The sequence below is a fragment of the Litorimonas taeanensis genome (genome assembly GCF_003634015.1).
GTDB lineage: Bacteria > Pseudomonadota > Alphaproteobacteria > Caulobacterales > Maricaulaceae > Litorimonas > Litorimonas taeanensis.
The window spans coordinates 1009405-1030172 of sequence record NZ_RBII01000002.1; the positions used below are offsets into that span (position 1 = coordinate 1009405).

Annotated in this window: 25 protein-coding genes; 11 read left to right on the forward strand and 14 right to left on the reverse strand. The window is 46.1% G+C overall.

The window, feature by feature from the left end; genetic code table 11:
- Positions 1-15: 15 nt before the first annotated feature.
- Entirely contained in the window at positions 16-957 is a 942-nt protein-coding gene (locus tag DES40_RS12715; RefSeq protein WP_121102732.1) for an ABC transporter ATP-binding protein, read from the reverse strand.
- 122 nt (positions 958-1079) lie between these two features.
- Between DES40_RS12715 and DES40_RS12720 the strand changes: the two genes are divergently transcribed.
- Complete coding sequence (locus DES40_RS12720; RefSeq protein WP_121102733.1) at positions 1080-1265, forward strand: zinc-finger domain-containing protein; 186 nt, start codon at positions 1080-1082, stop codon at positions 1263-1265.
- A gap of 17 nt (positions 1266-1282) precedes the next feature.
- Here the strand turns inward: DES40_RS12720 and DES40_RS12725 are convergent, their stop codons facing one another.
- Positions 1283-2251, reverse strand: a complete 969-nt coding sequence (locus tag DES40_RS12725; RefSeq protein WP_121102735.1) for an energy transducer TonB — start codon at positions 2249-2251, stop codon at positions 1283-1285.
- Between the two features lie 209 nt (positions 2252-2460).
- On the opposite strand from DES40_RS12725, the gene polA reads away from it, so the two are divergent.
- The 4 genes from polA to ribD all read left to right on the forward strand — a co-directional run bounded on the left by polA (position 2461) and on the right by ribD (position 7003).
- The gene (polA, locus tag DES40_RS12730; RefSeq protein WP_121102737.1) at positions 2461-5298 is read left to right on the forward strand and encodes a DNA polymerase I; all 2838 of its coding nucleotides are present in this window, start codon (positions 2461-2463) and stop codon (positions 5296-5298) included.
- 19 nt (positions 5299-5317) lie between these two features.
- On the forward strand, positions 5318-5464 hold the full coding sequence (locus DES40_RS13280; protein ID WP_170144995.1) for a hypothetical protein: 147 nt from the start codon (positions 5318-5320) through the stop codon (positions 5462-5464).
- Between the two features lie 106 nt (positions 5465-5570).
- On the forward strand, positions 5571-6299 hold the full coding sequence (gpmA, locus tag DES40_RS12735) for a 2,3-diphosphoglycerate-dependent phosphoglycerate mutase (RefSeq protein WP_121102739.1): 729 nt from the start codon (positions 5571-5573) through the stop codon (positions 6297-6299).
- Positions 6300-6568: 269 nt separating this feature from the next.
- Positions 6569-7003, forward strand: a complete 435-nt coding sequence (ribD, locus tag DES40_RS12740) for a bifunctional diaminohydroxyphosphoribosylaminopyrimidine deaminase/5-amino-6-(5-phosphoribosylamino)uracil reductase RibD (protein WP_121102741.1) — start codon at positions 6569-6571, stop codon at positions 7001-7003.
- Here ribD and DES40_RS12745 read toward each other — a convergent pair.
- A complete protein-coding gene (locus tag DES40_RS12745; protein WP_121102743.1) occupies positions 7000-7845 on the reverse strand; it encodes an enoyl-ACP reductase FabI in 846 nt (281 codons plus the stop codon). The genes ribD and DES40_RS12745 overlap by 4 nt on opposite strands.
- 267 nt (positions 7846-8112) lie before the next feature.
- Here DES40_RS12745 and DES40_RS12750 point away from each other — a divergent pair, with 267 nt between their 5' ends.
- Positions 8113-8823 (forward strand): LuxR family transcriptional regulator, encoded by a 711-nt coding sequence (locus DES40_RS12750; RefSeq protein ID WP_170144996.1) that lies wholly within the window; start codon positions 8113-8115, stop codon positions 8821-8823.
- A 228-nt stretch (positions 8824-9051) separates the two neighbouring features.
- Here DES40_RS12750 and fabB read toward each other — a convergent pair whose 3' ends face one another.
- From fabB to DES40_RS12775, 5 genes are all read right to left on the reverse strand, one after another.
- The gene (fabB, locus tag DES40_RS12755; RefSeq protein WP_121102747.1) at positions 9052-10281 is read right to left on the reverse strand and encodes a beta-ketoacyl-ACP synthase I; all 1230 of its coding nucleotides are present in this window, start codon (positions 10279-10281) and stop codon (positions 9052-9054) included.
- Positions 10281-10802 (reverse strand): bifunctional 3-hydroxydecanoyl-ACP dehydratase/trans-2-decenoyl-ACP isomerase, encoded by a 522-nt coding sequence (gene fabA / locus DES40_RS12760; protein WP_121102749.1) that lies wholly within the window; start codon positions 10800-10802, stop codon positions 10281-10283. Before fabA ends, fabB begins: the two co-directional genes overlap by 1 nt.
- A 149-nt stretch (positions 10803-10951) precedes the next feature.
- On the reverse strand, positions 10952-11338 hold the full coding sequence (locus DES40_RS12765; protein ID WP_233345638.1) for a hypothetical protein: 387 nt from the start codon (positions 11336-11338) through the stop codon (positions 10952-10954).
- A 21-nt stretch (positions 11339-11359) separates the two neighbouring features.
- Positions 11360-11698 (reverse strand): heavy-metal-associated domain-containing protein, encoded by a 339-nt coding sequence (locus DES40_RS12770; protein ID WP_121102751.1) that lies wholly within the window; start codon positions 11696-11698, stop codon positions 11360-11362.
- Positions 11699-11708: 10 nt separating this feature from the next.
- Positions 11709-12365 (reverse strand): hypothetical protein, encoded by a 657-nt coding sequence (locus DES40_RS12775; protein WP_121102753.1) that lies wholly within the window; start codon positions 12363-12365, stop codon positions 11709-11711.
- A 58-nt stretch (positions 12366-12423) separates the two neighbouring features.
- Here DES40_RS12775 and DES40_RS12780 point away from each other — a divergent pair, with 58 nt between their 5' ends.
- On the forward strand, positions 12424-12711 hold the full coding sequence (locus tag DES40_RS12780) for a metal-sensitive transcriptional regulator (protein WP_121102755.1): 288 nt from the start codon (positions 12424-12426) through the stop codon (positions 12709-12711).
- 38 nt (positions 12712-12749) lie between these two features.
- A complete protein-coding gene (locus tag DES40_RS12785) occupies positions 12750-13496 on the forward strand; it encodes a MauE/DoxX family redox-associated membrane protein (protein WP_121102756.1) in 747 nt (248 codons plus the stop codon).
- Here the strand turns inward: DES40_RS12785 and DES40_RS12790 are convergent, their stop codons facing one another.
- The 3 genes from DES40_RS12790 to DES40_RS12800 are packed head-to-tail and all read right to left on the reverse strand — an operon-like array spanning position 13497 to position 15418.
- Positions 13497-14093: an HAD family hydrolase gene (locus DES40_RS12790; RefSeq protein WP_170144997.1), complete on the reverse strand. Its 597-nt coding sequence runs from the start codon at positions 14091-14093 to the stop codon at positions 13497-13499. It abuts the gene before it with no gap.
- Between the two features lie 5 nt (positions 14094-14098).
- Positions 14099-14968, reverse strand: a complete 870-nt coding sequence (gene hemF / locus DES40_RS12795; protein ID WP_121102760.1) for an oxygen-dependent coproporphyrinogen oxidase — start codon at positions 14966-14968, stop codon at positions 14099-14101.
- A 9-nt stretch (positions 14969-14977) separates the two neighbouring features.
- Positions 14978-15418 carry a tRNA (cytidine(34)-2'-O)-methyltransferase gene (locus DES40_RS12800; protein WP_121102762.1) on the reverse strand — a complete coding sequence of 147 codons (441 nt, stop codon included), beginning with the start codon at positions 15416-15418 and terminating at the stop codon, positions 14978-14980.
- A gap of 342 nt (positions 15419-15760) precedes the next feature.
- Here DES40_RS12800 and petA point away from each other — a divergent pair, with 342 nt between their 5' ends.
- The 3 genes from petA to DES40_RS12815 are packed head-to-tail and all read left to right on the forward strand — an operon-like array spanning position 15761 to position 18463.
- Entirely contained in the window at positions 15761-16312 is a 552-nt protein-coding gene (gene petA / locus DES40_RS12805; protein ID WP_121102764.1) for a ubiquinol-cytochrome c reductase iron-sulfur subunit, read from the forward strand.
- A gap of 1 nt (position 16313) precedes the next feature.
- A complete protein-coding gene (locus DES40_RS12810) occupies positions 16314-17612 on the forward strand; it encodes a cytochrome b (RefSeq protein WP_121102766.1) in 1299 nt (432 codons plus the stop codon).
- Positions 17613-17614: 2 nt separating this feature from the next.
- The gene (locus DES40_RS12815) at positions 17615-18463 is read left to right on the forward strand and encodes a cytochrome c1 (RefSeq protein WP_121102768.1); all 849 of its coding nucleotides are present in this window, start codon (positions 17615-17617) and stop codon (positions 18461-18463) included.
- 72 nt (positions 18464-18535) lie between these two features.
- Here the strand turns inward: DES40_RS12815 and DES40_RS12820 are convergent, their stop codons facing one another.
- From DES40_RS12820 to DES40_RS12830, 3 genes are all read right to left on the reverse strand, one after another.
- Positions 18536-19687: a sensor histidine kinase gene (locus tag DES40_RS12820; protein ID WP_121102770.1), complete on the reverse strand. Its 1152-nt coding sequence runs from the start codon at positions 19685-19687 to the stop codon at positions 18536-18538.
- Positions 19688-19848: 161 nt separating this feature from the next.
- Positions 19849-20286 carry a PaaI family thioesterase gene (locus DES40_RS12825; RefSeq protein WP_121102772.1) on the reverse strand — a complete coding sequence of 146 codons (438 nt, stop codon included), beginning with the start codon at positions 20284-20286 and terminating at the stop codon, positions 19849-19851.
- Entirely contained in the window at positions 20283-20741 is a 459-nt protein-coding gene (locus DES40_RS12830) for a PaaI family thioesterase (protein ID WP_121102773.1), read from the reverse strand. The genes DES40_RS12825 and DES40_RS12830 overlap by 4 nt, the downstream gene beginning before the upstream one ends.
- Positions 20742-20768: the final 27 nt, after the last annotated feature.

The window sequence follows — 20768 nt, forward strand, 5'->3', positions numbered from 1 at the left end:
GCTTATCTCCAACGACTACGCAGCGTCCGTTGCGTAGGTTAAGGCCATAAAGACATCTTCAAGGTCAGGTTCTTCTGTACGCAAATCGCCAATAGACAATCCAGCCTCTTTAAATTGATTAAGCAGTCCAGAAATAGAGTCTGTTCCCGCTTGATATGAAATGACCAAATCACCTTCTTCACTGATCTCGGCGTCAAGGCTCTGTAATGACTGAGGTATTGTCGTCAGGTTTTCTGTCGGCGTTATGACGAGCTTACGTTTATCCAATCGGGACAACAGGGCTGTTTTGGATTCATTTGCTGTAATTTCGCCGTTATGAATAATTGCAATTTGATCACACAGCGCCTCTGCTTCTTCCAAATAATGCGTTGTGAGAATGATAGTGGTGCCGCGGCGGTGAAGCTCTTTGACATAGGTCCAAAGCTGCCTACGTAACTCTATGTCGACACCTGCTGTGGGTTCGTCCAAAATCAAAACGGGCGGGTTATGGACTAAGGCTTTCGCTATCAATAGTCTGCGTTTCATACCGCCTGATAATTGACGAACATAGGCGTCACGTTTGTCGAGTAAGCCAAGTGCCTCTAGAATTTCTTCTGTACGTCTTTGCGATTTTGGCACGCCATAATAACCCGCTTGAATTTCAAGGGCTTGATATGGTGTGAAAAACACATCCATTGTGATTTCTTGCGGAACAATGCCAATGGATGCCCGTGCTTGTCGTGTTTGGGTTTCAATGTCGTAACCACAGATTTTCGCTGAACCAGAGCTTTTGTTAACAAGCCCCGCCAAAATATTAATCATAGTTGATTTGCCCGCTCCATTGGGACCTAAGAGACCAAAAATTGACCCTCGTGGGACAACAAGGTCGACGCCTTTTAAAGCGTTTTTCGCAGCGGCTTTGCGTGAAGCCTTATAGGTTTTTTGCAAGTTTTTGATTTCAATCGCAGCGTCGCTCATGATTTTATCCTAAATTCTTGTTAGAGAAGCACAGTAGGGGGAAACTCGATGATTTCCGCCGTTGACGAGTCACTCCTGCAAATTTACACATGTTTCCATATATCTTTCATAGAGGCCTTTACATGGCAAATTCTAATCAAAATGAAGTCATTATCGTCAGTCAAACCCGTATTGCCTGTGATGGTGGCGGAGGTGCGCTTGGGCACCCTAAAGTCTGGCTAGATATGGGGCAGGATAATACGGTTCGTTGCAAATATTGTGATCGTGTTTTCGCACTCGATCCAAATGCTGTCACAGTCGCGCATTAGGTGAAGCTTAGCGCGTCTTATTCGGGCTCGAACCGAAAGCGCTTAACAACTCCAAAGACGGCAACTGGTTCTCCATCAACGATTTTGGGATAGTATCGAGAGCGCAGGGCGGCTCTTTCGGCCGCGCGTACGAAGTCTTTTTCATAACGCTCGGCTTCAATGCTGACGAGTTCTGTTGAATCGACGCGGCCTTTCTCATTTATATCTAATTCTAATGTTACGACGGCGCCAATGTTTCGGCGCATAGCATTTCTTGGATACACGAGTTTTCCATTGCTTCTCACTCGGAGAGGTGCGTTTTCCGCTGTTTCTTCATCCTCTTGTGGCGTGTCTAGGGCGTCTAAGGGTTCAGTTTCATCATCTTCATCAAATTCATTTTCAAGATAAGAAGGGCCGCCGGCTAAGACCTCGTCGGGAATCGAATCGGGAATAGGACTCTCAACATCCTCTAAACGTCGGTCAGGAAGTTCGTTTATCTCTACAAGGCCTATGATTTCGCCGCGCAGACGATCAATGTCATCTTCTCGCGTTCCTAGGTAAGAACCGCCCCAATCCGCTTCAAATAAATTTAGGGCTTCAAGTTTCTCATCTTTAGTGAGCGCGGGTGATGAATTGCCAGATTCAAAGGTATTATAAACTTGGTCTTGTAGTTTTTCCCAATCTGCAATTTCATAACGATTGATCACGTCAATTTGTGCCAATACAGCCATTTTATGCGGCCCATCTTTTACACTGTTCAAATAATCATTCAGTCTAGCTCTGCGTAAAGCGGGATTGGGCTCAGAGAGCGCTTTCCGATAGAGTAAGTCGCTGGCTTGTTTGAGGTCAATTTTTACTGATGTATCTGGCGCATCCAGCTTAAGTGCGAAAATAGCACCCCAAACACTGCCTGCAAAAACAATGCCGATGATAAAGGGCCAAGGACTTAGGCGTTTCTTTTTCGCATTCTCCTCTTCGGGCTGAGTTTCATCTATGGATTGATACACGGTTTTGGGTCTTCTTTATCAGTTTAAAATCTAAAGGTTTGCTTCAGGCTTTTGATTGTGCAGCCGTAATACGTCTTTCTGCGTTTGTTTATAATAGCCTTAGCTTACTTTATACAAAGGAAAGCCTAAAGTGCTATTGAATTTCAGCCCTCTTCCCCTCAAAACTTGTTTCAAGGCTTAGGCCCGGAAACTTGAAATAATAGGTTGTTATGTCTGTTGCCATTAAAACAGTTGATGAAAATTCCCATGTCGTCCTTGTCGATGGTTCTGGATATATTTTTCGGGCCTATCATGCATTGCCCCCGCTTACGCGAAAGACGGACGGATTGCCCATCGGTGCCGTGGCCGGGTTTTCCAATATGTTGTTTAAACTCCTGCAAGGCCAAAACAACGAATCTCGTCCTACCCATTTTGCGGTTATATTTGATGCGTCTAGTCAAACTTTCCGTAATGATATTTATGACCTTTATAAGGCTAATCGGTCGGAACCACCCGAGGATCTACGACCGCAATTTCCGTTGGTTCGCGATGCAACACGCGCTTTTGGCGCGCCTGCTGTTGAAATGGAAGGATTTGAAGCGGATGATTTGATTGCGACTTATGCCAAACAGGCCGAAGCTCTGGGCGCGCGTGTCACGATTATCTCTTCGGACAAAGACCTGATGCAACTCGTATCTGAAAAAGTTCGTATGCTCGATACAATGAAAAATAAAGATATCGGTATTGAGCAAGTCATCGAGAAATTCGGTTTACCTCCTGAAAGCGTGATCGATGTTCAGGCGCTTGCTGGGGATTCAGTTGATAATATCCCAGGGGTGCCTGGTATTGGGGTCAAGACGGCGGCTTTATTGCTGACGCAATATGGCACGCTTGAAAACCTTCTCGATCATGCCGAAGAGATTCCGCAAAAAGGCCGCCGTGAGAAGCTTATGGCCAACAAAGAAATGGCGCTTTTATCCAAAGAGCTCGTCACATTGAAAACAGATGTGGATGTTGATGAGAGCCTAGATGATTTCGTCGTGGGTGATCCTGACGTTGACGTCTTATTCGACTTTCTTGAGCTCATGACATTCCGTACGCTGACAGCAAGAGTGCGTGCGCAGCTGGGGGAAGGCGAAACAGATGGCCTTCGCCGCGACGATGATGTTGGCCGAGGTGTAGAGAGCCCTGCGGAGGCCCGCGGCCCAGCTAATGTTATTTTTAATAAAGAGAAATATGTCTGTGTCCAAGATGTTGAAACCTTGAATCATTGGGTTCAGCGAGGATTAGAAGCCGGCGTTGTTGCTGTTGATTTAGAAACAGACAGTTTAGATAGTGCGGCCGCCAAAATGGTCGGCGTTTGCTTGGCAGTTGCCGATAATGAAGCCTGTTATATCCCGCTAGGCCATGTCGGCGCCGATGGCGGCGGCGATATGTTTGGGGCTGACGCCCCCAAGCAAATACCGCTGAATGAGGCTGTACGCATATTAAAACCCCTACTTCATGCGAAAGGTGTCTTAAAGGTTGGACAAAATTTCAAATATGATTTGGGTGTGTTCCAGCGTTACGGTCTATATCCGGCGCCCTATGATGATACGATGTTGATGTCTTATGCTTTGGGGATGGGGCTCCATAATCATGGTATGGATGCCCTGTCTGAAATGCATTTCGGTCATAAACCGATTGCATTTAAAGACATTGCAGGGACAGGAAAATCACAAAAAACCTTTGACCAAATTGAGTTGGATGTAGCCACACCTTATGCGGCCGAAGATGCAGATGTAACTTTACGGCTTTGGAAGTTTTTAAAGCCAAAGCTAGCCGCAGAGCATGTTTCGACAGTTTATGAAACTATGGACCGTGGGCTGCCTGCTGTGCTTGCGCAAATGGAGAATCATGGTGTGAAAGTTGATAGGGCAGAGCTATCTCGCCTGTCTGGTATGTTCGCGCAGAAAATGGCAGAGCTTGAAGATGAAGCTTATAATCTTGCTGGGGCCAAGTTTAACATGGGGTCCCCAAAACAAATTGGTGAAATATTGTTTGACCAAATGGGGCTTGAAGGCGGTAAGAAAACGAAAACAGGGGCCTGGCAAACTGGTGTTGATGTCTTAGAAAAGCTAGCTGATGCAGGTGAGGCGCTACCACGTACAATTCTGGATTGGCGGGGCTATTCCAAATTAAAGTCCACCTATTCTGATGCCTTGGTGCAGCAGATTAATGCGGATACAGGCCGAGTGCATACTAGTTTTTCTCTTGCCGCGACAACGACGGGACGGTTGAGTTCTTCTGATCCGAACCTTCAGAACATTCCCATACGTACCGAAGAGGGGCGTAAAATACGGGATGCATTTGTCGCGGAAACTGGCCATGTTTTAGTGGCGGCAGATTACTCTCAAATTGAGCTGCGAATTTTGGCGCATGTTGCTGACCTGATGACGATGAAGCAAGCCTTTGCAGATGGTGTGGATATTCATGCCCTAACCGCTAGCGAAATGTTTAATGTACCGCTGGAGGAAATGACGTCTGAAATTCGCCGCAATGCGAAAGCCATTAATTTTGGCATTATCTACGGCATTAGCGCTTTTGGTCTGGCGAAGAATATCGACATTAGCCGTACAGAAGCGAGCGACTATATTAAAAAATATTTTGAGAAGTTTCCCGGTATCAAAGACTATATGGAAGAGACCAAAGCGCAGGCACGCGAAGAGGGGTATGTGAAAACTATATTTGGCCGCAAATGCCACATTAAAGGTATAGCCGATCGCAATCAAATGATGCGTGCCTTTGCAGAACGCCAAGCGATTAATGCGCCTATTCAAGGCGCGGCGTCTGACATTATGCGACGGGCGATGATCCGCATGCCAGAGGCGATATCAAGTGTCGAAGGTGCACGCATGCTTTTACAAGTGCATGATGAACTTGTTTTTGAGGTTCCTGAAGGCAATGCAGCGGCGCTTATCGGAGTCGTGAAGCCGACAATGGAAAACGCCGCCATGCCCGCTGTAGATATTAGCGTACCATTGGTCGTTGAAGCGCATGCCGCGAAAAATTGGAATGATGCGCATTAAACCAGGTTAGACAAACCGTATGGGGTCATTTTTCCGATATGGGCAAGTTTACTTATTGGTCTTAGGTTTGGTCTTTGGTGCCAGTTTTGTTGCCTTGGCAGTAGAAATGAACCAGATGGGCATAGCCTCTAACGCACGAAGCCCTGAGAGAAAATCTGAGGGCTAAGAGAGGTTGAGTGCCTTCGAAAATTAAGCTAGCTATCACTCGATTTTCTGTCCTCTGGCGTTTGAAATCATGATGCGCCGTATGGCATGTTCAAAAGGAATATATAATGACTAAACTCATCCTCGTTCGGCACGGGCAATCACAATGGAACCTTGAGAACCGCTTTACGGGGTGGGTGGATGTTGACCTGACAAAGGCCGGAGTTGCCGAGGCGAAAAAGGCCGGTAAATTAATTGCCAAAGAAGACATTCAATTCGACGCAGCCTTTACGTCATATCAAAAGCGCGCGATTAAAACTCTTTGGCTGGCCCTAGAAGGCATTGATCAAATGTACCTGCCCGTCACGAAAGACTGGCATTTGAACGAGCGTCATTATGGCGATCTTACAGGGCTGAATAAACAAGAAACGCGCGATAAACATGGTGACGAGCAAGTGCATATTTGGCGCCGTAGTTTTGATGTCCCACCGCCGCAAATTGATATGGAACATGAGTTTCACCCTTCCAAAGAAGTGAAATACCAACATATCGACCCAAAAGAATTACCCACTGGCGAAAGTTTAAAAATCACTACGGAACGTGTTCTCCCATATTATAAAAATCAAATCGTGCCTTTTCTAAAGGCTGGGTCAAATCTTATTATTTCTGCGCATGGGAATAGTCTTCGTGCTTTGATGAAAGAAATTTTTGACGTGGCCGACGGAGATATTCCTGGTTTTGAATTCCCAACAGGTAACCCTTTGTTGATTGATTTAGATTCTGAAACGCTCAAGCCTAATTCAGCGAAATATCTCGATAAAAAACGCGCAAAAGAACTGCCAGAGATTAAAGGCTAAGCTGGACAGGGACAAAAATCGGACATTATTCGCAGAAACCCGTATAGAATTGAGGCGTTTAATCCTATCAGGGATCAAAGGCTTCAATTTCAATCGCGCGACAGTCTGTTTGGCGTAAGCTCATAGTGTTAATATCTATGAGGAGCTTATCATGTTTGTTGCATACGTGATTTTGTCAGGTTTAATTTTTAACCGTTAGTTCAAGTTAGAATTGCCAGGGGTAACTGGCAATTCCTTTACTCTGTTTCAATTGGCGTTATGTCTAGGATATGACGCAAAAAGAAACCTATATGTTGCGCGCACTGGAATTAGGCGCCGCGCAAAATGGCCGAACGGCGGAAAACCCCGCTGTTGGGTGTGTTCTCGTTAAAAATGGCGAGATCATTGGTCAGGGCGCGACCGCGGATGGCGGGCGGCCTCACGCCGAAACAATAGCCTTAATGAGCGCTGGGGCGGATGCGCGCGGGGCTACTGCTTATGTTACGCTAGAGCCTTGCTCACATTACGGTCAAACAGGCCCCTGCGCCAATGCGCTGATAGAGGCCGGTATTGTCGCTTGTTATATTGCTGTGATCGATCCCGACCCCCGCGTCCATTGGCGCGGGGCAGCCATCATGCAAGAGGCGGGTATAGATGTACAAATAGGGCTGTGCGCCGAAGAGGCCTTTAACGCACATGCCAATTTTTTTGCGCGGGTGAGTTAGCTCTCTAAGCTTGCCTTTAAGGCATCTTCCTGAGGCATGCCGATGGCGTGGAAGCCGCCATCTACGTGATGCGTTTCGCCCGTACAGGAGAGGCCCAAATCAGAGAGCAGATATAGCGCTGCGCCCGCGACGCCCATTGGGTCTGTATTGTCCTGCATAGCTGCGGCGGCTTTGTTAAAGCGGAACATATGGCGGCCAGAGCCAATACCAGCAGCCGCAAGCGTTTTAATAGGGCCTGCGGAAATAGCGTTTACGCGAATGCCGCGCGGCCCAAGATCGGCGGCAATATAGCGAGTGGAGGCTTCGAGTGCAGCTTTGGCAACGCCCATCACATTATAATTAGGGATAACACGCTCTGAGCCAAGATAAGTGAGAGTCACCATTGAACCGCCATCATTCATGATTTCAGCAGAGCGCCGCGCCGCATCAACGAATGAATAGGCTGAAATATCTAGGGCTGATTTGAAGCCTTCCCGTGTTGTATTATCAACGAAAGAACCAGCTAGCTGATCTTTGCCAGCAAAGGCAATCGCGTGCACAAGAAAATCAATTTTACCAAATTTTTCTTTCAGAGTAGCAAAAGTGCTATTCATAGTGGCGTCATCCGTAACGTCACATTCACATAAAATATCAGAACCAATGCTCTCGGCCAGTGGTTTCACGCGGCGAAGCAGCGCATCACCCTGATATGTGAACGCAATTTCTGCGCCTTGAGCGGCGAGTTGGCGAGCAATTGCCCAAGCGATAGAGTTTTTATTGGCAACGCCCATGATAAGGCCGCGTTTCCCCTTCATCAAAGTGCCTTGGGGAAAGTTATCAAGGGGAGAGGTAGAATCAGACATGGATGTTCCTTACGTCAATCTAAATACGTCATTTGAGGCGTATTCTATAAGGCGTGTCTGTTATGTCGACCAGAAAACAATGTTTGGCCAAAAGATATTCGCGAGCTTGGTGAAATTACTATAATTTTTAATTGCATAGAGGGAAAATTCCCCTCATATTCTTAAAAAAATAAACCGACGTGGGGCACAAGTCGAAATAATTAGTCGACTTAAACAGCTATTATGCATCCAGAACAGTCTTTCGATCTGAATCGACTCGAATCTTTCATGAATCAAATACAAAATGCAAATACGGCTCAGGCTGTCTTTGATAGTTTTTGCGATAATGTGGCACCTTTTGGGTTCACATTTATTTCAATGGGCCGCCTTTTGCCGCCCTTGGAGGGGGCGCAGTCCGCCAAGAATATTCCGCGCCAATTTCACCTCTCGCGTGGCGGAGAGGATCTCATTGAGGAGCTGGTAACAACGGGCGACCTCATGACAAAAAGCCCGCTTGTATTGCATGGCTTTCGAGTCTCTGTTCCCTTTAGGTGGCGTGAAGCTTTTCAGGTGCTCTCTGAAGAGCAAAAAATTCATGTAAAACGATCGCAGTCGCATGGACTAAAATTCGGTATTTGTTTTCCAATTTTACAGGTGCGTTCTGCTCCAGGACTCATGTCGATGGGGCGTGACACTGATTTCAATCTTTCTCTCCAGGAACTTGTTGCCTTAGAGGTCTTGGTCCGAAAGGCTTTTGAGAGAATGCATGAATTGACAGAGATGCCAGAGGATTTGGGCTATCTTTCAATCACCGAGCGGGAGCGTGAAGTTTTATATCTTGTGGCGCGCGGAAAAACGAATTGGGAGATTGGCGCCATACTAAATATTTCAGAATATTCGGTGAGAGACCACCTTAAAAGTGTGTCAAAAAGAATGGCAACGTCTAATCGTACTCATACTGTGACCACGGCCATCCGAATGGGTCTAATTTTGCCATAAAAATGCCCTTCCCCTACATATGTAGGGGTTAGAATCTTTGGAATTTCATAGATAAGCATCATGTAGTGGCGCTTTTGATTTCGCACTCATTTGACACCTCAGTGCCCCGAGATGTCTTCAACAAATGGGGGGGCAAGAGGGCCATTACATCCTCTATTTTCAATAGAAAAACGCCTCAGCCATTTCTGGCTGAGGCGTTGATTTTATTAAGAATATTTGAGTTTATAATTACACCTTGGCAAAAATAACACTGCCATTTGTTCCGCCAAATCCGAAACTATTCGACATGGCGGTTTTAAGCTCTGTATCCACACGTTCACGCGCAATATTCAGTGTTGGAATTTCAGAATCCATTTCTGAAATGTTTATGCTTGGGGCGACAAATCCTTCATCCATCATAAGTAACGTATAAATGGCTTCTTGTACGCCCGCTGCGCCGAGGCTGTGCCCGGTAAGGCACTTAGTCGCTGAAATATAAGGGCCCGTTTCACCGTCTTTACCTTCGACGAAGACACGGTGAATAGCTTTTGTTTCTGCGATGTCGCCAACAGGTGTCGAGGTGGCATGTGGGTTGATATAATCAACCGTATCCAAGCCTGCATCCTCAAGCGCCATACGCATGGCGCGCTCTGCGCCCTCGCCATTTGGCGCGACCATATCATAGCCGTCCGAGGTGGCGGCATAACCAATGATTTCAGCGTAAATTTTTGCGCCGCGTGCAACGGCATGGTCATAATCTTCGAGGACAACCATACCTGCGCCGCCTGCAATGACAAAACCATCTCGTGTAGCATCAAAAGCGCGTGAGGCAGTTTCCGGCGTGTCATTATATTTGCTGCTCATTGCGCCCATGGCGTCAAAAAGAGATGACATGGCCCATTCTACTTCTTCGCCGCCGCCAGCAAACATAATATCTTGTTTGCCCCATTGAATTTGCTCTGTCGCAGCTCCGATACAATGTAAAGACGTCGTACAGGCCGAGGTAATGGAATAGTTCACGCCTTTAATTTTAAAGTGCGTCGCTAAGGTCGCCGAGACGGTCGATGACATAGCCTTCGGTACGGCAAAAGGCCCAATGCGCTTTGGAGAATTATTCTTCCGTGTAATATCAGCAGCCCGAACAATCTCGATAGCAGATGGGCCGCCAGAACCAGCGATAATGCCCGTTCTGTCGTTAGAGACTTGGTCCTCAGTTAATCCCGCATCTGAAATAGCTTGATCCATAGCCACAGCGCTCCAGCCCGCAGCATCTGCCATAAAGCGCATAGAGCGTTTATGTATATGGTCTTTTGGGTCTAAGTCAGGCCGACCTGAAATCTGGCTGCGAAAGCCAAGTTCTGCCATTTTTTCATCTTTAGAGATGCCGCTTTTGCCTGCTTTTAAGCTCTCAGAGACGCTGGCTTTGTCATTTCCAATACAAGAGACAATGCCTAAACCTGTAACAACAACGCGGCGCATTATGCTTCTCCATTCTCAGGGATAAATAATCCCACTCTTAGGTCTTTGGCTTTGTAAATAAGCTCATCATCAGAATACATGCGGCCATCCGCAATACCAAGAACGAGCTTGCGACGGATGACACGTTTTAGGTCGATTTCGTAACGTACTTTCTTAACGTCAGGGGTGACTTGTCCCGTGAATTTGACTTCGCCAACACCTAGAGCTCGGCCTCGGCCCGGAGAACCTGTCCAGCCAAGCCAAAAACCTACAAGCTGCCACATAGCGTCTAATCCCAAACAGCCTGGCATGACAGGGTCGCCTTTAAAATGGCATTCAAAGAACCAAAGGTCCGGGTTTATATCAAGTTCGGCAATCAACTGGCCTTTATCATACTCACCGCCATCTTCACTCATATGAGTAATTCTGTCGAGCATTAGCATAGGAGGCAAAGGCAATTTTGCATTGCCAGGGCCGAAAAGACTTTTCTCTCCACTGACAATAAGATCGTCATAGTCGTAAGAGGGTTTTATTAGTTTCATGAAGCCATCTCTTATAGTAAATTCTTAAGAGGTCTTGGTAAAGCCTTGGGGTTTAAACTCAACCTTTAAGTCATTCGCGACTCTGCCAAATCGCATCCTAGATGTATTTTCTCTCAAGAATTTAGTGTTTTGGCGGTAAATATAAAGCGCTATAAGAATTTCGGTAAGATAAAGGCAGAAAAGGCGCCTATTGCCCAGACAATGAAGCCTAGCGCTAGTATGATTCCGCCTAAGGTGCGTAAACGGCTACAGAGCTTTGCTTGCTTAGGGTCTGCGGGGCAGGGCATGTTGCGCGTTGCGAAGCGAACAACCCAAGCGCAAAGTAGCAAAATAAAAGAGCCGCTGAATACGAGAGGTTTGTGCGCGGAGAGCCAAATGAGTTGTGGCACATTTGTTGTTAGCGTCGATAATGCGGCCCCCATTCCCAATGTGATCATCACGGCGGGTAGAGTACAGCACACTAATGTCGACAAACTTGTAACAAGAGCAATAGCAGGGGCTGCTGTTTCACGTGTGGCTAATTTCATTCGGCTCATGAGAGTCTCAGTATAAAATGATTAGAGGCTTTTGACAGGTTTGCGGGTGATTTCAGTCACGGAATACCCTGCTTTTTTTACAAGTTTTGTAAGAGTGGCATCATCTAGTGAATGCCCCTCTTTGAAAACAACGGACAGTATTTTGGTGTCCAAATCCACATACGTTGCTGCGACGGCTTTGTTCTTCTTGAATGTTTTATTTAGGGCGATGGAGCAAAAGTCGCACACCAAACCGTTTAAGCCGACTTGGACATCGGCGGTCTCAACAATGACGGCTGGTGCCATATCTTCTTTGGCATGTACCATAACGGGCGCTGCGAATAACAATGCGCCTGTTAAACATAAAGTTCGTAAAATCATGACTGTCTCCTTAAAAACGGTGAATATAATTGATGAGAGGTTCGCCTTTGTCGTCAACACCGAGTTCCAAGAGGCTTGGACCTTTAAAGAGCCGAACAATTGCTGATGCCCCCGTTTTATCTTGGCTTTCGGGGCGATTATGCGCTTCAATCATCAACCATGTATGAAGGGCCCCCGTATTCGCTATATATGGAGCAATGCCCAAACGGCCATGATAACTAGAATAGTCGCCATATTGCCCATTATCCCAATATTCAGCGCTAGCAGAAACAAAATATCGACGTGTCTCCCAATCACCAGATACACCTAAAAATAATGCTTCATCATCCTTTTGCGCGATTTGTGAGGGTTTTTCATCTTGTACTAAGCCTAAAGCTATTCGCCCATAAATATTAGCCTGACTGTCACGTTTGTTCCAGCGCTTCATTAGACGATTGGCTTGCACGCCAGTAAAGAGAAAGTCGCCTTCTCGATCATATCGTAGACGCAGCCCAAGACTGTGTTGTGTATCAATTGTATAATGTGCGTGAATACTATTTTGGTCAGAATCGTTTTTTACCATTAAGGTCCATGCATCAGGATAAGAAACGGGACGTGCTTGTGCCGAAAGGGCTGAGGTCAGGCACAAACCGATTCCAATCAGAGGTTTATAGGCGTTAATAGACATACCCCCCTATGGTATGTTATAAAGCAAATATCAACTCACAAAATTGTTAGGATGACAGATGGATAAATGCCACAAATCCCGTTCCGAACGCCGTCAAGGCTGTCGTAAGCGGTTAGCCCGCATAGAAGGGCAAGTCCGTGGTCTGCAAAAAATGATTGATGAGGACCGGTATTGCATTGATATTTTAGTGCAAACTAAAGCGGTTATTTCCGCGATTGCTCGGGTCGAAGGGGAGCTCTTAAAGGATCATATCGATCATTGCCTAACAGAGGCAATAATGAGCGGTGATGATAACGAAAGAGACGTAAAAGTCGCAGAACTCGTTGATTTACTCTCAAAACGCTAAAATCTGGAACTTTTCTCTAAGGCAGGCTTATTTAGATTATGACCCAGAAAGCCGTTCTTTACCGTATGACGAAACCTGTTCATCTTTGTCCCTTTGGATTGAAATCCAAAGATCTCTTGAGGCGAAAGGGTTTTGGAATTGAGGACCATCATCTGACGACCCGCGCTGAGACAGATGAATATAAAGCTGAAAATAATGTAGAAACGACACCGCAAATTTTTATCGATGGCAAATGCATCGGAGGATATACGGATTTGAGGCGATATTTTGGTTTGCATGTCCGCACCGATGAGGACACGAGCTATCGTCCAATCCTTGCTATATTTTCTGTAGCCGCCTTGATGGCGTTGGCTTTGTTTTTCGGTAATGGGCAACCGATATCCTATATAAGGCTGATTGAGCTATTCGTCGCCATTTCTATGTGTGTTTTGGCCGTGCAAAAACTCCAAGATTTACAAAGTTTTTCAACAATGTTCCTAGGATATGACGTCTTGGCCAGAAAATATGTACCTTATGCCTTTTTCTATCCCTTTGCTGAAGCTGGCGCTGGGGTATTAATGTTGGCTGGCGGACTGTTCGGCTTAATCGCCGCGCCTTTTGCTTTCTTCATAGGAGCGATTGGAGCCTGGTCGGTTTTCAAGGCCGTATATATTGAGAAACGAGAATTAAAATGTGCTTGCGCAGGCGGCAATAGCCAAGTGCCTTTAGGATTCGTATCGCTTTCAGAGAATGTGGCGATGATAGGGATGGCGATTTGGATGGTCGCCAAAGCCTATGTTTATTAGTTAAATAATGCCGAGCTTTGTTAAGGTTGGCAGCACTCCTACCGTCCTGTCAACATGATGCGCGGTGATACCGAGTTTTTGCGCGGCTTCGACATTCATAAGTGTGTCATCGAAAAAGGTTACATCCGCAGCGAGAACGCCCATGCTTTTCAACGGAATAATATAGCTCTCATCATCTGGCTTGGCGGCAGAAATTTCATGGGATGCAAAAGCATAGTCGAATATGTCTGATAAATTAAACATAGCCTTTAAATGTTCCCAATGAAGGGCGTTTGTATTTGAAAGGCAGGCAATGATATATTTTGATTTTAACGCCGCGAGTGTCTCTAGCGTATTATGAAAGGGTGGGTGAACCCAACTATTCCACATTGATGCAAAGTTTTCGGGGCTTATGTTCATATTGAAGAGTTCAATCATTTCCTCAAGAAATGTTTCGTCATCACAGGCGCCTATTTCATAAGCATGAAATATTTCAGAGGCGGATAACTTTGCGATGACGGCATCCCGTGTAAGCCCGTGGTTTTTAGAAAGGGCATCCAGCCCAACCCATGGTACGACAACGCCGCCAAGATCAAAAAGAAGAACATGTTTGTTCATGCGGGTTACGGCCATTTCACGACGGGCGGCATTGAACTGAGTATTGTTTTCACATTACCGCCAGTTTTAAGGCCGAACGTAGTACCGCGATCCCAGAGTAAATTGAATTCAACATATCGGCCGCGGGTAATCAGCTGTTCTTCACGTTCTTCTTCGGTCCAAGGTTCGTGTATGCGCCCACGCACAATGGCAGAGTAGGTTTTTAAAAAGTGCCGACCCACATCTTGGGTAAACGCGAAATCCTCTTCGAAATTACCACTATTTAGGCGGTCATAGAATATTCCGCCTGTTCCGCGTGGTTCGTCTCTATGCTTTAAGTAAAAATATTCATCGCACCAATTTTTATAGTGCTCATAGTCAGCGACATTATGTTTGTCACATGCCGCTTTCATTCCCGCATGAAAGGCTAAAGCGTCTGGAGCGTCTTGATGTCTATCTATAGCCTGTGTTGGCGTTAAGTCGCCGCCGCCGCCAAACCAGTCTTGTGTCGTAACAATATAGCGCGTGTTCATATGTACAGCGGGAATGCGTGGGTTTCTTTGGTGGGCGATCAGCGATATGCCAGCGGCCCAGAATCGAGGGTCTTTATCCGCGCCCGGCGTTCTTGCGGCCATTTCAGGGGTGAACTCACCTTTGACAACAGAAATATGGACCCCGCATTTTTCAAACAATCGACCGCGCAGCATTCCGCCCGTACCGCCGCCGCCATTTTCGACTTTTCTTTGCCAGTCTTCATATTCAAATTTACCGGCTTCACCCGGATAAAGCGCGTCTGGGGCTTCGCGTTCTAGGGCTTCAAATTCTTTGCAAATTTGATCGCGCAAAGTTCTGAACCAATGCGCTGTTTTGTCTTTTCGAGTATCAAAATCAGTCATAATAATGCTTTAGGGTAAAGCCTTTGTCTGTCGCAAGGCTTCAAAGAGCGTGATTGCGACGCTGGTTGCAAGATTAAAGGACCGTGCATTAACGGCAATGGGTATAATAACCCGGGCATCAGAAGCGGCATGAACTTCATCAGGAACGCCCGCGCTTTCACGGCCAAACAATAATGTATCTTCGTCTTGAAAAACAAAATCAGAAAGCGGCGTAGCCCCTTTCGTTGTGAGAAGCACAGTGCGCCCTTTAGAGGCGTAGCTTTCCCAAGATGTAATGCGTTGCAATCCACCTGGCGGTTCATAGTCCATAGCCGCGCGGCGAAGGGCTTTTTCAGATAAAGGAAAGCCGCAAGGTTCTATCACTGATAGAGGGATATCAAACCCTGCGCATAGGCGCATTATCGCGCCCAAATTGGCGGCTATATCAGGTTGGTAAAGCGTAACATTCATGAGGGACTTATAACGCGGCAACGGCGCGGCACAATCAGGGCCATGCAAATTATATTATCATGCAAATTATATTATAGAGTGGCCCGACTAGCCTTATGTATCTGTTGAAGATTCTGCGGAGCTGAGGGTATGAGCGGGCTCTTAAGGGTAGGTTTGAAGGCGTTCCTTGGTCAATTTAGTGATTATGAGAATTATTTGCAGTGATGAGGGGCGAAATTGTGGAATCCATGACAATAAATCTGTGAATTGCGTCGACTTGCCGCGAATATTCTGTGGCATTACTAATTATAAAGGGTTAGACACCGGCCAAACAAAATTATCGACTGAAGGAGTGGACAGACTATGTCCGATACGCTCGACACAAACGAACACATTGATGAAGAAAAGCGCGATTTCATATTTATCGCCACGGGCGCTGTCGCAGCGGCCGGAGCGGCCTCTGTAGCGTGGCCATTGGTGGCGCAAATGGGCAAGGCGGCTGACACGCTTGCGGCAGGCTCTATTGAGATCGATTTGACGAAAATCGCAGAAGGCCAACAGCTTAAAACCTTATGGCGCGGCAAACCTGTTTTTGTGCGTCATCGTACAGCAAAGGAAATTGCTGAAGCTGAGGCAGTACCTTTGTCTGACTTAAAAGACCCGGCAACAGATGATTCACGTCTTGTGGCTAACCCAGAAGGTAAAGTTGACCCGAAATATCTCGTAATGGTTGGCGTTTGCACCCATTTTGGTTGCGTACCTGTTGGTGAGGCTGGCGATTTTGATGGTTGGTATTGTCCGTGCCATGGTTCACATTACGACACATCGGGTCGTATTCGGAAGGGGCCAGCGCCTACAAATATGGCGATTCCCCCTTATGCATTTATTTCCGACACAGTAATCAAGGTAGGTTAATATGTCAGGACACCCTTCAACATACGAGCCGAAATACGCTGCAACAAAATGGATGGATCAACGCCTACCGATTATTCGGATGGGTGCAGATTTCATGACGTACCCGTCTCCAAGAAACCTGAATTATTGGTACACATTTGGCGCTATCCTTGCGCTATGTTTAGTTGTTCAAATTATTTCAGGCATCATTTTGGCGATGCATTACGTGCCAAGCATTGACGGTGCGTTTGCCTCTGTTCAGCGTATCCGTCGTGATGTGCCATTTGGATGGCTATTACAGCCTATGCATGCCGTCGGCGCGTCTATGTTCTTCTTGGCTGTGTATATGCATATGTTCCGCGGCCTATATTATGGATCTTATAAGGCACCACGTGAAGTCCTGTGGATTGTGGGTTGCTTGATTTATCTTGTTATGATGGCGACAGCCTTCTTGGGATATACACTACCTTGGGGACAAATGTCTTTCTGGGGAGCTACAGTTATTACTGGTTTCTTTGGCGCCGTTCCGATTGTTGGCGAGAGCCTACAGCAATGGCTGCTGGGTGGCTATGCGGTTGATAATGCTACGTTGAACCGTTTCTTCGCTCTGCATTATCTGTTGCCGTTCATCATTGCGGGTCTTGTTGGTTTACATGTATGGGCTTTGCACCATGTTGGGCAAAATAACCCTATCGGCGTGACAGAGAAAACAAAGTCAGATACTTTGTCTTTCCACCCATATTACACTGTAAAAGATGCCTTTGCCGTAGCGGTGTTCTTGCTGATTTTTGCTTTCTTCCTGTTCTATCAACCAGATGCGTTGGGACATGCGGATAACTATATCGAAGCCGACCCAATGAAGACGCCGGCTCATATTGTACCTGAATGGTATTTCTTACCGTTTTACGCAATTTTGCGGGCTGTTCCTGATAAGCTTGCGGGTATCCTATTGATGGGCGGGGCGATTGTCGTGCTATTCGTGCTGCCTTGGCTCGATACATCAAAAGTGAAATCCTTACGCTTCCGTCCGGTTGCGCGCGGGTTCTTCTTAATCTTTATCGTGATGTGTTTTGTCCTCGGTTGGTGTGGTGCAGGTACGCCTGATGATGTGGCACTGCCATTTGGTTCAAAGATGGTTGATGGTGTCTCTGTAGATTCAGGACTGACATTCTACCGTCTCTCACAAATTGCGACGATCTATTATTTCGCTTACTTCCTTATAATTCTCCCCGTATTGGGCTTAGTTGAAAAACCCATTAAACGACCTGACTCTATTACGCAGTCAGTATTGGGTGATAAGAAACACGAAAAAACGGCGTAACCATGACTTCTAAATTACTTAAATCTTTATTTGTCGCTGCGGGCGCGGTCGCCGTAATAGCCACAGGTGGCGCATTTGCGGCAGGTGGCAGCAGTGACTATAAAATGGAGCACAAGCACTGGCACTTTAATGGGCCGTTTGGGACCTATGATAAAGCGGCAGCGCAGCGCGGCTATCAGGTTTACCGTGAAGTTTGTTCAAGCTGTCATCAGCTTAAGTTCCTCTCCTTCCGTCACCTCGGTGATAAAGGCGCGCCCTTTCATATGGAAGACTATCCGAACCCGAATGATAACCCATATGTAAAGAATTTCGCCGCTGATTGGACGATACAAGATATCGATTCAGATACAGGTGATGTTATTGACCGCCCAGGTATTACTGCGGATAATTTCCCGCCAATTTATGCAAATGATGCGGCGGCACGCGCTTCTAATGGTGGGGCGTTGCCCCCGGAGCTATCTGTAATCGTAAAAGCACGCACTGGCGGTGCAGATTATGTTTACAATCTTCTTACAGCCTATGATGCACATAAGCCTGATGATGTGGAATTAACGCCTGGCCTTTATTATAACCCTGTTATGGAAGGCGGTAAAATTGCTATGGCCGCTCCCTTATCAGAAGGTATTATAGAATATGCTCCCACAACAGATGCAGAGGGCAATGAGATAGCTGCGCCCGAAGCCACAGTGGAGCAAATGGCGGCAGATGTGACAGAGTTTTTGGCTTGGTCTGCTGATCCAAAGATGGAGCAGCGTAAAGGCACCGGTATCATGACGATGGTCTATTTGTTCTTGCTTTCGATCTTATTGTGGTTCTCTTACAAACGAGTCTGGAGACATGTTGAGCATTAGTTCAACGCATATTTCTCTTTAAAAAAAGCCCCGGTGATAATCCGGGGCTTATTACATTTAGGGATAGAGATGTTACAGGATCAATGTGAAGCGCGAGCCATCTGGTAAGGGCTGATAATGAATGTCACCGCCAATGACATCTGCACTTTGTTTCACCATATAGAGTCCTAATCCGGTACCCTCGGCAGCTTTGGTATGAAAGCGTTCGAACATTTCAAAAAGACGATCTCGGTAGGCTTCTTCAATGCCCAGGCCGTTATCTTGGATAAAGAGTACCAAATGCCCGTCCGCATCATATGTAGAAATTTTAATTGTAGGCTCGGCTTTGCTCATATCTCTATATTTTATGGCATTAGAAATCAGATTATTAATAATGAGGGCCAGCCGAGTTTTCTTCGTGCTAATGGGCCGAGAAAAATTTAAATCTTTGATAACTGTGATACTTTCCATGCCGTCCAAGTGACTTAAAAGAGACAAACTATCATCTATGAGGTGATCCACTAAGAGGGTTTGGTTACATTCCTTTGAGAGCTTAGTCTGTGTTAAAGATAGAATATCATCCGCTAGGCTATAGAGCTTTTGCAAGGATCTAAGCGATATATTTCGAAACTTATTAGATTTTTCTATATTGCCGTCTTCTGCAAATTTCTCAGCTAATTGGAGCATGCTTATTGATGAGCGGAGAGGGGAGCGAAAATCATGCGAAATTTGGTAGGATAACCGTTGAAGCTCATCATTAGCATTCACCAAAGCTTCTTTGGCATCTTTCTCTTCGGTGATATCTTGAATTTGGGAAATAAAATAAAGAGGTTTATTATTGTCATCTCTTACAAGTGAGACTGTTAGTAAAACCCAGATAATTTTTTTATCTTTACGATAATAGCGTTTTTCCATTGAATAGGTTTGTATCTCGCCAGCTAAAAGGCGATTTACATAATCCAAGTCCATAGCCAAATCATCGGGATGGGTGACGGTCTGGAAGTCAATATTCAGTAATTCTGATTCTGTGTAACCTAGAATGTCACAAATTGCCTTATTGGCTTTGAACCACTTTCCATTGGGAAGCAAAAGCGCCATGCCAATGGCTGAGTGTTCCATGGCAAGCTTAAACAGATCATAATCTTGTAAATTTGTCGTTGTTTCAGACCTGAAGTGTTGAGTGGCTAAAGTGCTGTTCAAAGGTCGACTGGGAAAAGGCGTTACACTATTGTTTTTCTCAGACATAATAAACCAGTAAAGACGATGAACTCAAATACTACCTAAGATATCTTAATATCGTGTTATCCCTAATCAATAGCGCATTTCATTCTCATTCTAGAGACGTAAACACAAAGGCTTCACCCAGTTCAGGAAATTGAAACGTCCAGAATGGATATAGAAAAAGGTTAAGTCGTCAAAAAATGCCCATGGAGTGTGGCAATAGGAGAGTCAAAATTCTCCTGCCAAGCTCTTACGCGAACATTCGCAACGCGGCTACCTTGTTTGAAAATTTGAGCGCGTGCATAGGTCTCTACGGGTTTTCCTCTGCGCAAATAATCAATATTGATGCCGATCGGTTTAGGGTAAGTACCTTCAGGGTTTGACATAATCAGCTGCGCAATGGCGCAAACTTCCATCATTCCGCCGACGCAACCGCCATGTAAAGCCGGCAAGGTAGGGTTCCCAATATTATCTTGCGAGTATGGCAATATGAGGGTGAATTCTTCGCCCATGAAAAAGGGCTTTACGCCAATTGTGACGGCATAAGGAATAGATTCAAGTAACGCACGTACATCGGGGAAGCTCTCAGAAGGCTTTGTTGATTTTGGGTCTACTCGGCTCATGCCATATCCTCCGCCGTAACTCTGGGGCCTGTGGCCATAAAGCAAGCTTGTGATGTGGCAACAGGGTCATTCTCATCGCCTTGATGTGCAACGGCTCGGATGAAGGCCACATGTTTTGTAGCTTTATAGCAATGCGCTTCGGCAATGATTGTCTTTTCAGGGGTTGCGGCCCGCATATAATCAATACGCAGGGAAAGCGTTGCTGTTGCCCCGAGAGTATCAAAGCCAGCAACCGCCGCGAGGCCAGAGGCTTGGTCGAGTAATGTCGTAACCGCGCCGCCATGAATAACAGCATTTTTTTTATCACCGACAATCTCAGGATTATAAGGGAGTGACATTGTTGCACGCCCTTTATCAACGGCCACAAATTTCATACCGAGTTTTTGAGCATGGGGCGTGCCGGTGATAAAGCCAGGGGCCATTTCCCATAAGCGTTCCAGAAATTTGTCACTCATTTATTTGTCCTTCAATGAAGTGCCCGT

What these genes read in the sequence shown, in the direction of transcription:
- fabB (WP_121102747.1), bottom strand. Translation starts at nt 10,281, where the DNA reads ATGCGCCGCGTTGTTGTTACAGGTTTAGGCATTGTCTCTTGTATTGGA.
- DES40_RS12745 (WP_121102743.1), bottom strand. Translation starts at nt 7,845, where the DNA reads ATGTCTGATTCTACCTCTCCCCTTGATAACTTTCCCCAAGGCACTTTG.
- DES40_RS12830 (WP_121102773.1), bottom strand. Translation starts at nt 20,741, where the DNA reads ATGAGTGACAAATTTCTGGAACGCTTATGGGAAATGGCCCCTGGCTTT.
- DES40_RS12800 (WP_121102762.1), bottom strand. Translation starts at nt 15,418, where the DNA reads ATGAATGTTACGCTTTACCAACCTGATATAGCCGCCAATTTGGGCGCG.
- DES40_RS12715 (WP_121102732.1), bottom strand. Translation starts at nt 957, where the DNA reads ATGAGCGACGCTGCGATTGAAATCAAAAACTTGCAAAAAACCTATAAG.
- DES40_RS13280 (WP_170144995.1), top strand. Translation starts at nt 5,318, where the DNA reads ATGGGGTCATTTTTCCGATATGGGCAAGTTTACTTATTGGTCTTAGGT.
- DES40_RS12770 (WP_121102751.1), bottom strand. Translation starts at nt 11,698, where the DNA reads ATGATTTTACGAACTTTATGTTTAACAGGCGCATTGTTATTCGCAGCG.
- gpmA (WP_121102739.1), top strand. Translation starts at nt 5,571, where the DNA reads ATGACTAAACTCATCCTCGTTCGGCACGGGCAATCACAATGGAACCTT.
- petA (WP_121102764.1), top strand. Translation starts at nt 15,761, where the DNA reads ATGTCCGATACGCTCGACACAAACGAACACATTGATGAAGAAAAGCGC.
- DES40_RS12810 (WP_121102766.1), top strand. Translation starts at nt 16,314, where the DNA reads ATGTCAGGACACCCTTCAACATACGAGCCGAAATACGCTGCAACAAAA.
- DES40_RS12820 (WP_121102770.1), bottom strand. Translation starts at nt 19,687, where the DNA reads ATGTCTGAGAAAAACAATAGTGTAACGCCTTTTCCCAGTCGACCTTTG.
- hemF (WP_121102760.1), bottom strand. Translation starts at nt 14,968, where the DNA reads ATGACTGATTTTGATACTCGAAAAGACAAAACAGCGCATTGGTTCAGA.
- DES40_RS12720 (WP_121102733.1), top strand. Translation starts at nt 1,080, where the DNA reads ATGGCAAATTCTAATCAAAATGAAGTCATTATCGTCAGTCAAACCCGT.
- DES40_RS12825 (WP_121102772.1), bottom strand. Translation starts at nt 20,286, where the DNA reads ATGAGCCGAGTAGACCCAAAATCAACAAAGCCTTCTGAGAGCTTCCCC.
- DES40_RS12750 (WP_170144996.1), top strand. Translation starts at nt 8,113, where the DNA reads ATGAATCAAATACAAAATGCAAATACGGCTCAGGCTGTCTTTGATAGT.
- fabA (WP_121102749.1), bottom strand. Translation starts at nt 10,802, where the DNA reads ATGAAACTAATAAAACCCTCTTACGACTATGACGATCTTATTGTCAGT.
- DES40_RS12790 (WP_170144997.1), bottom strand. Translation starts at nt 14,093, where the DNA reads ATGAACAAACATGTTCTTCTTTTTGATCTTGGCGGCGTTGTCGTACCA.
- polA (WP_121102737.1), top strand. Translation starts at nt 2,461, where the DNA reads ATGTCTGTTGCCATTAAAACAGTTGATGAAAATTCCCATGTCGTCCTT.
- DES40_RS12765 (WP_233345638.1), bottom strand. Translation starts at nt 11,338, where the DNA reads ATGAGCCGAATGAAATTAGCCACACGTGAAACAGCAGCCCCTGCTATT.
- DES40_RS12785 (WP_121102756.1), top strand. Translation starts at nt 12,750, where the DNA reads ATGACCCAGAAAGCCGTTCTTTACCGTATGACGAAACCTGTTCATCTT.
- DES40_RS12815 (WP_121102768.1), top strand. Translation starts at nt 17,615, where the DNA reads ATGACTTCTAAATTACTTAAATCTTTATTTGTCGCTGCGGGCGCGGTC.
- DES40_RS12780 (WP_121102755.1), top strand. Translation starts at nt 12,424, where the DNA reads ATGGATAAATGCCACAAATCCCGTTCCGAACGCCGTCAAGGCTGTCGT.
- ribD (WP_121102741.1), top strand. Translation starts at nt 6,569, where the DNA reads ATGACGCAAAAAGAAACCTATATGTTGCGCGCACTGGAATTAGGCGCC.
- DES40_RS12775 (WP_121102753.1), bottom strand. Translation starts at nt 12,365, where the DNA reads ATGTCTATTAACGCCTATAAACCTCTGATTGGAATCGGTTTGTGCCTG.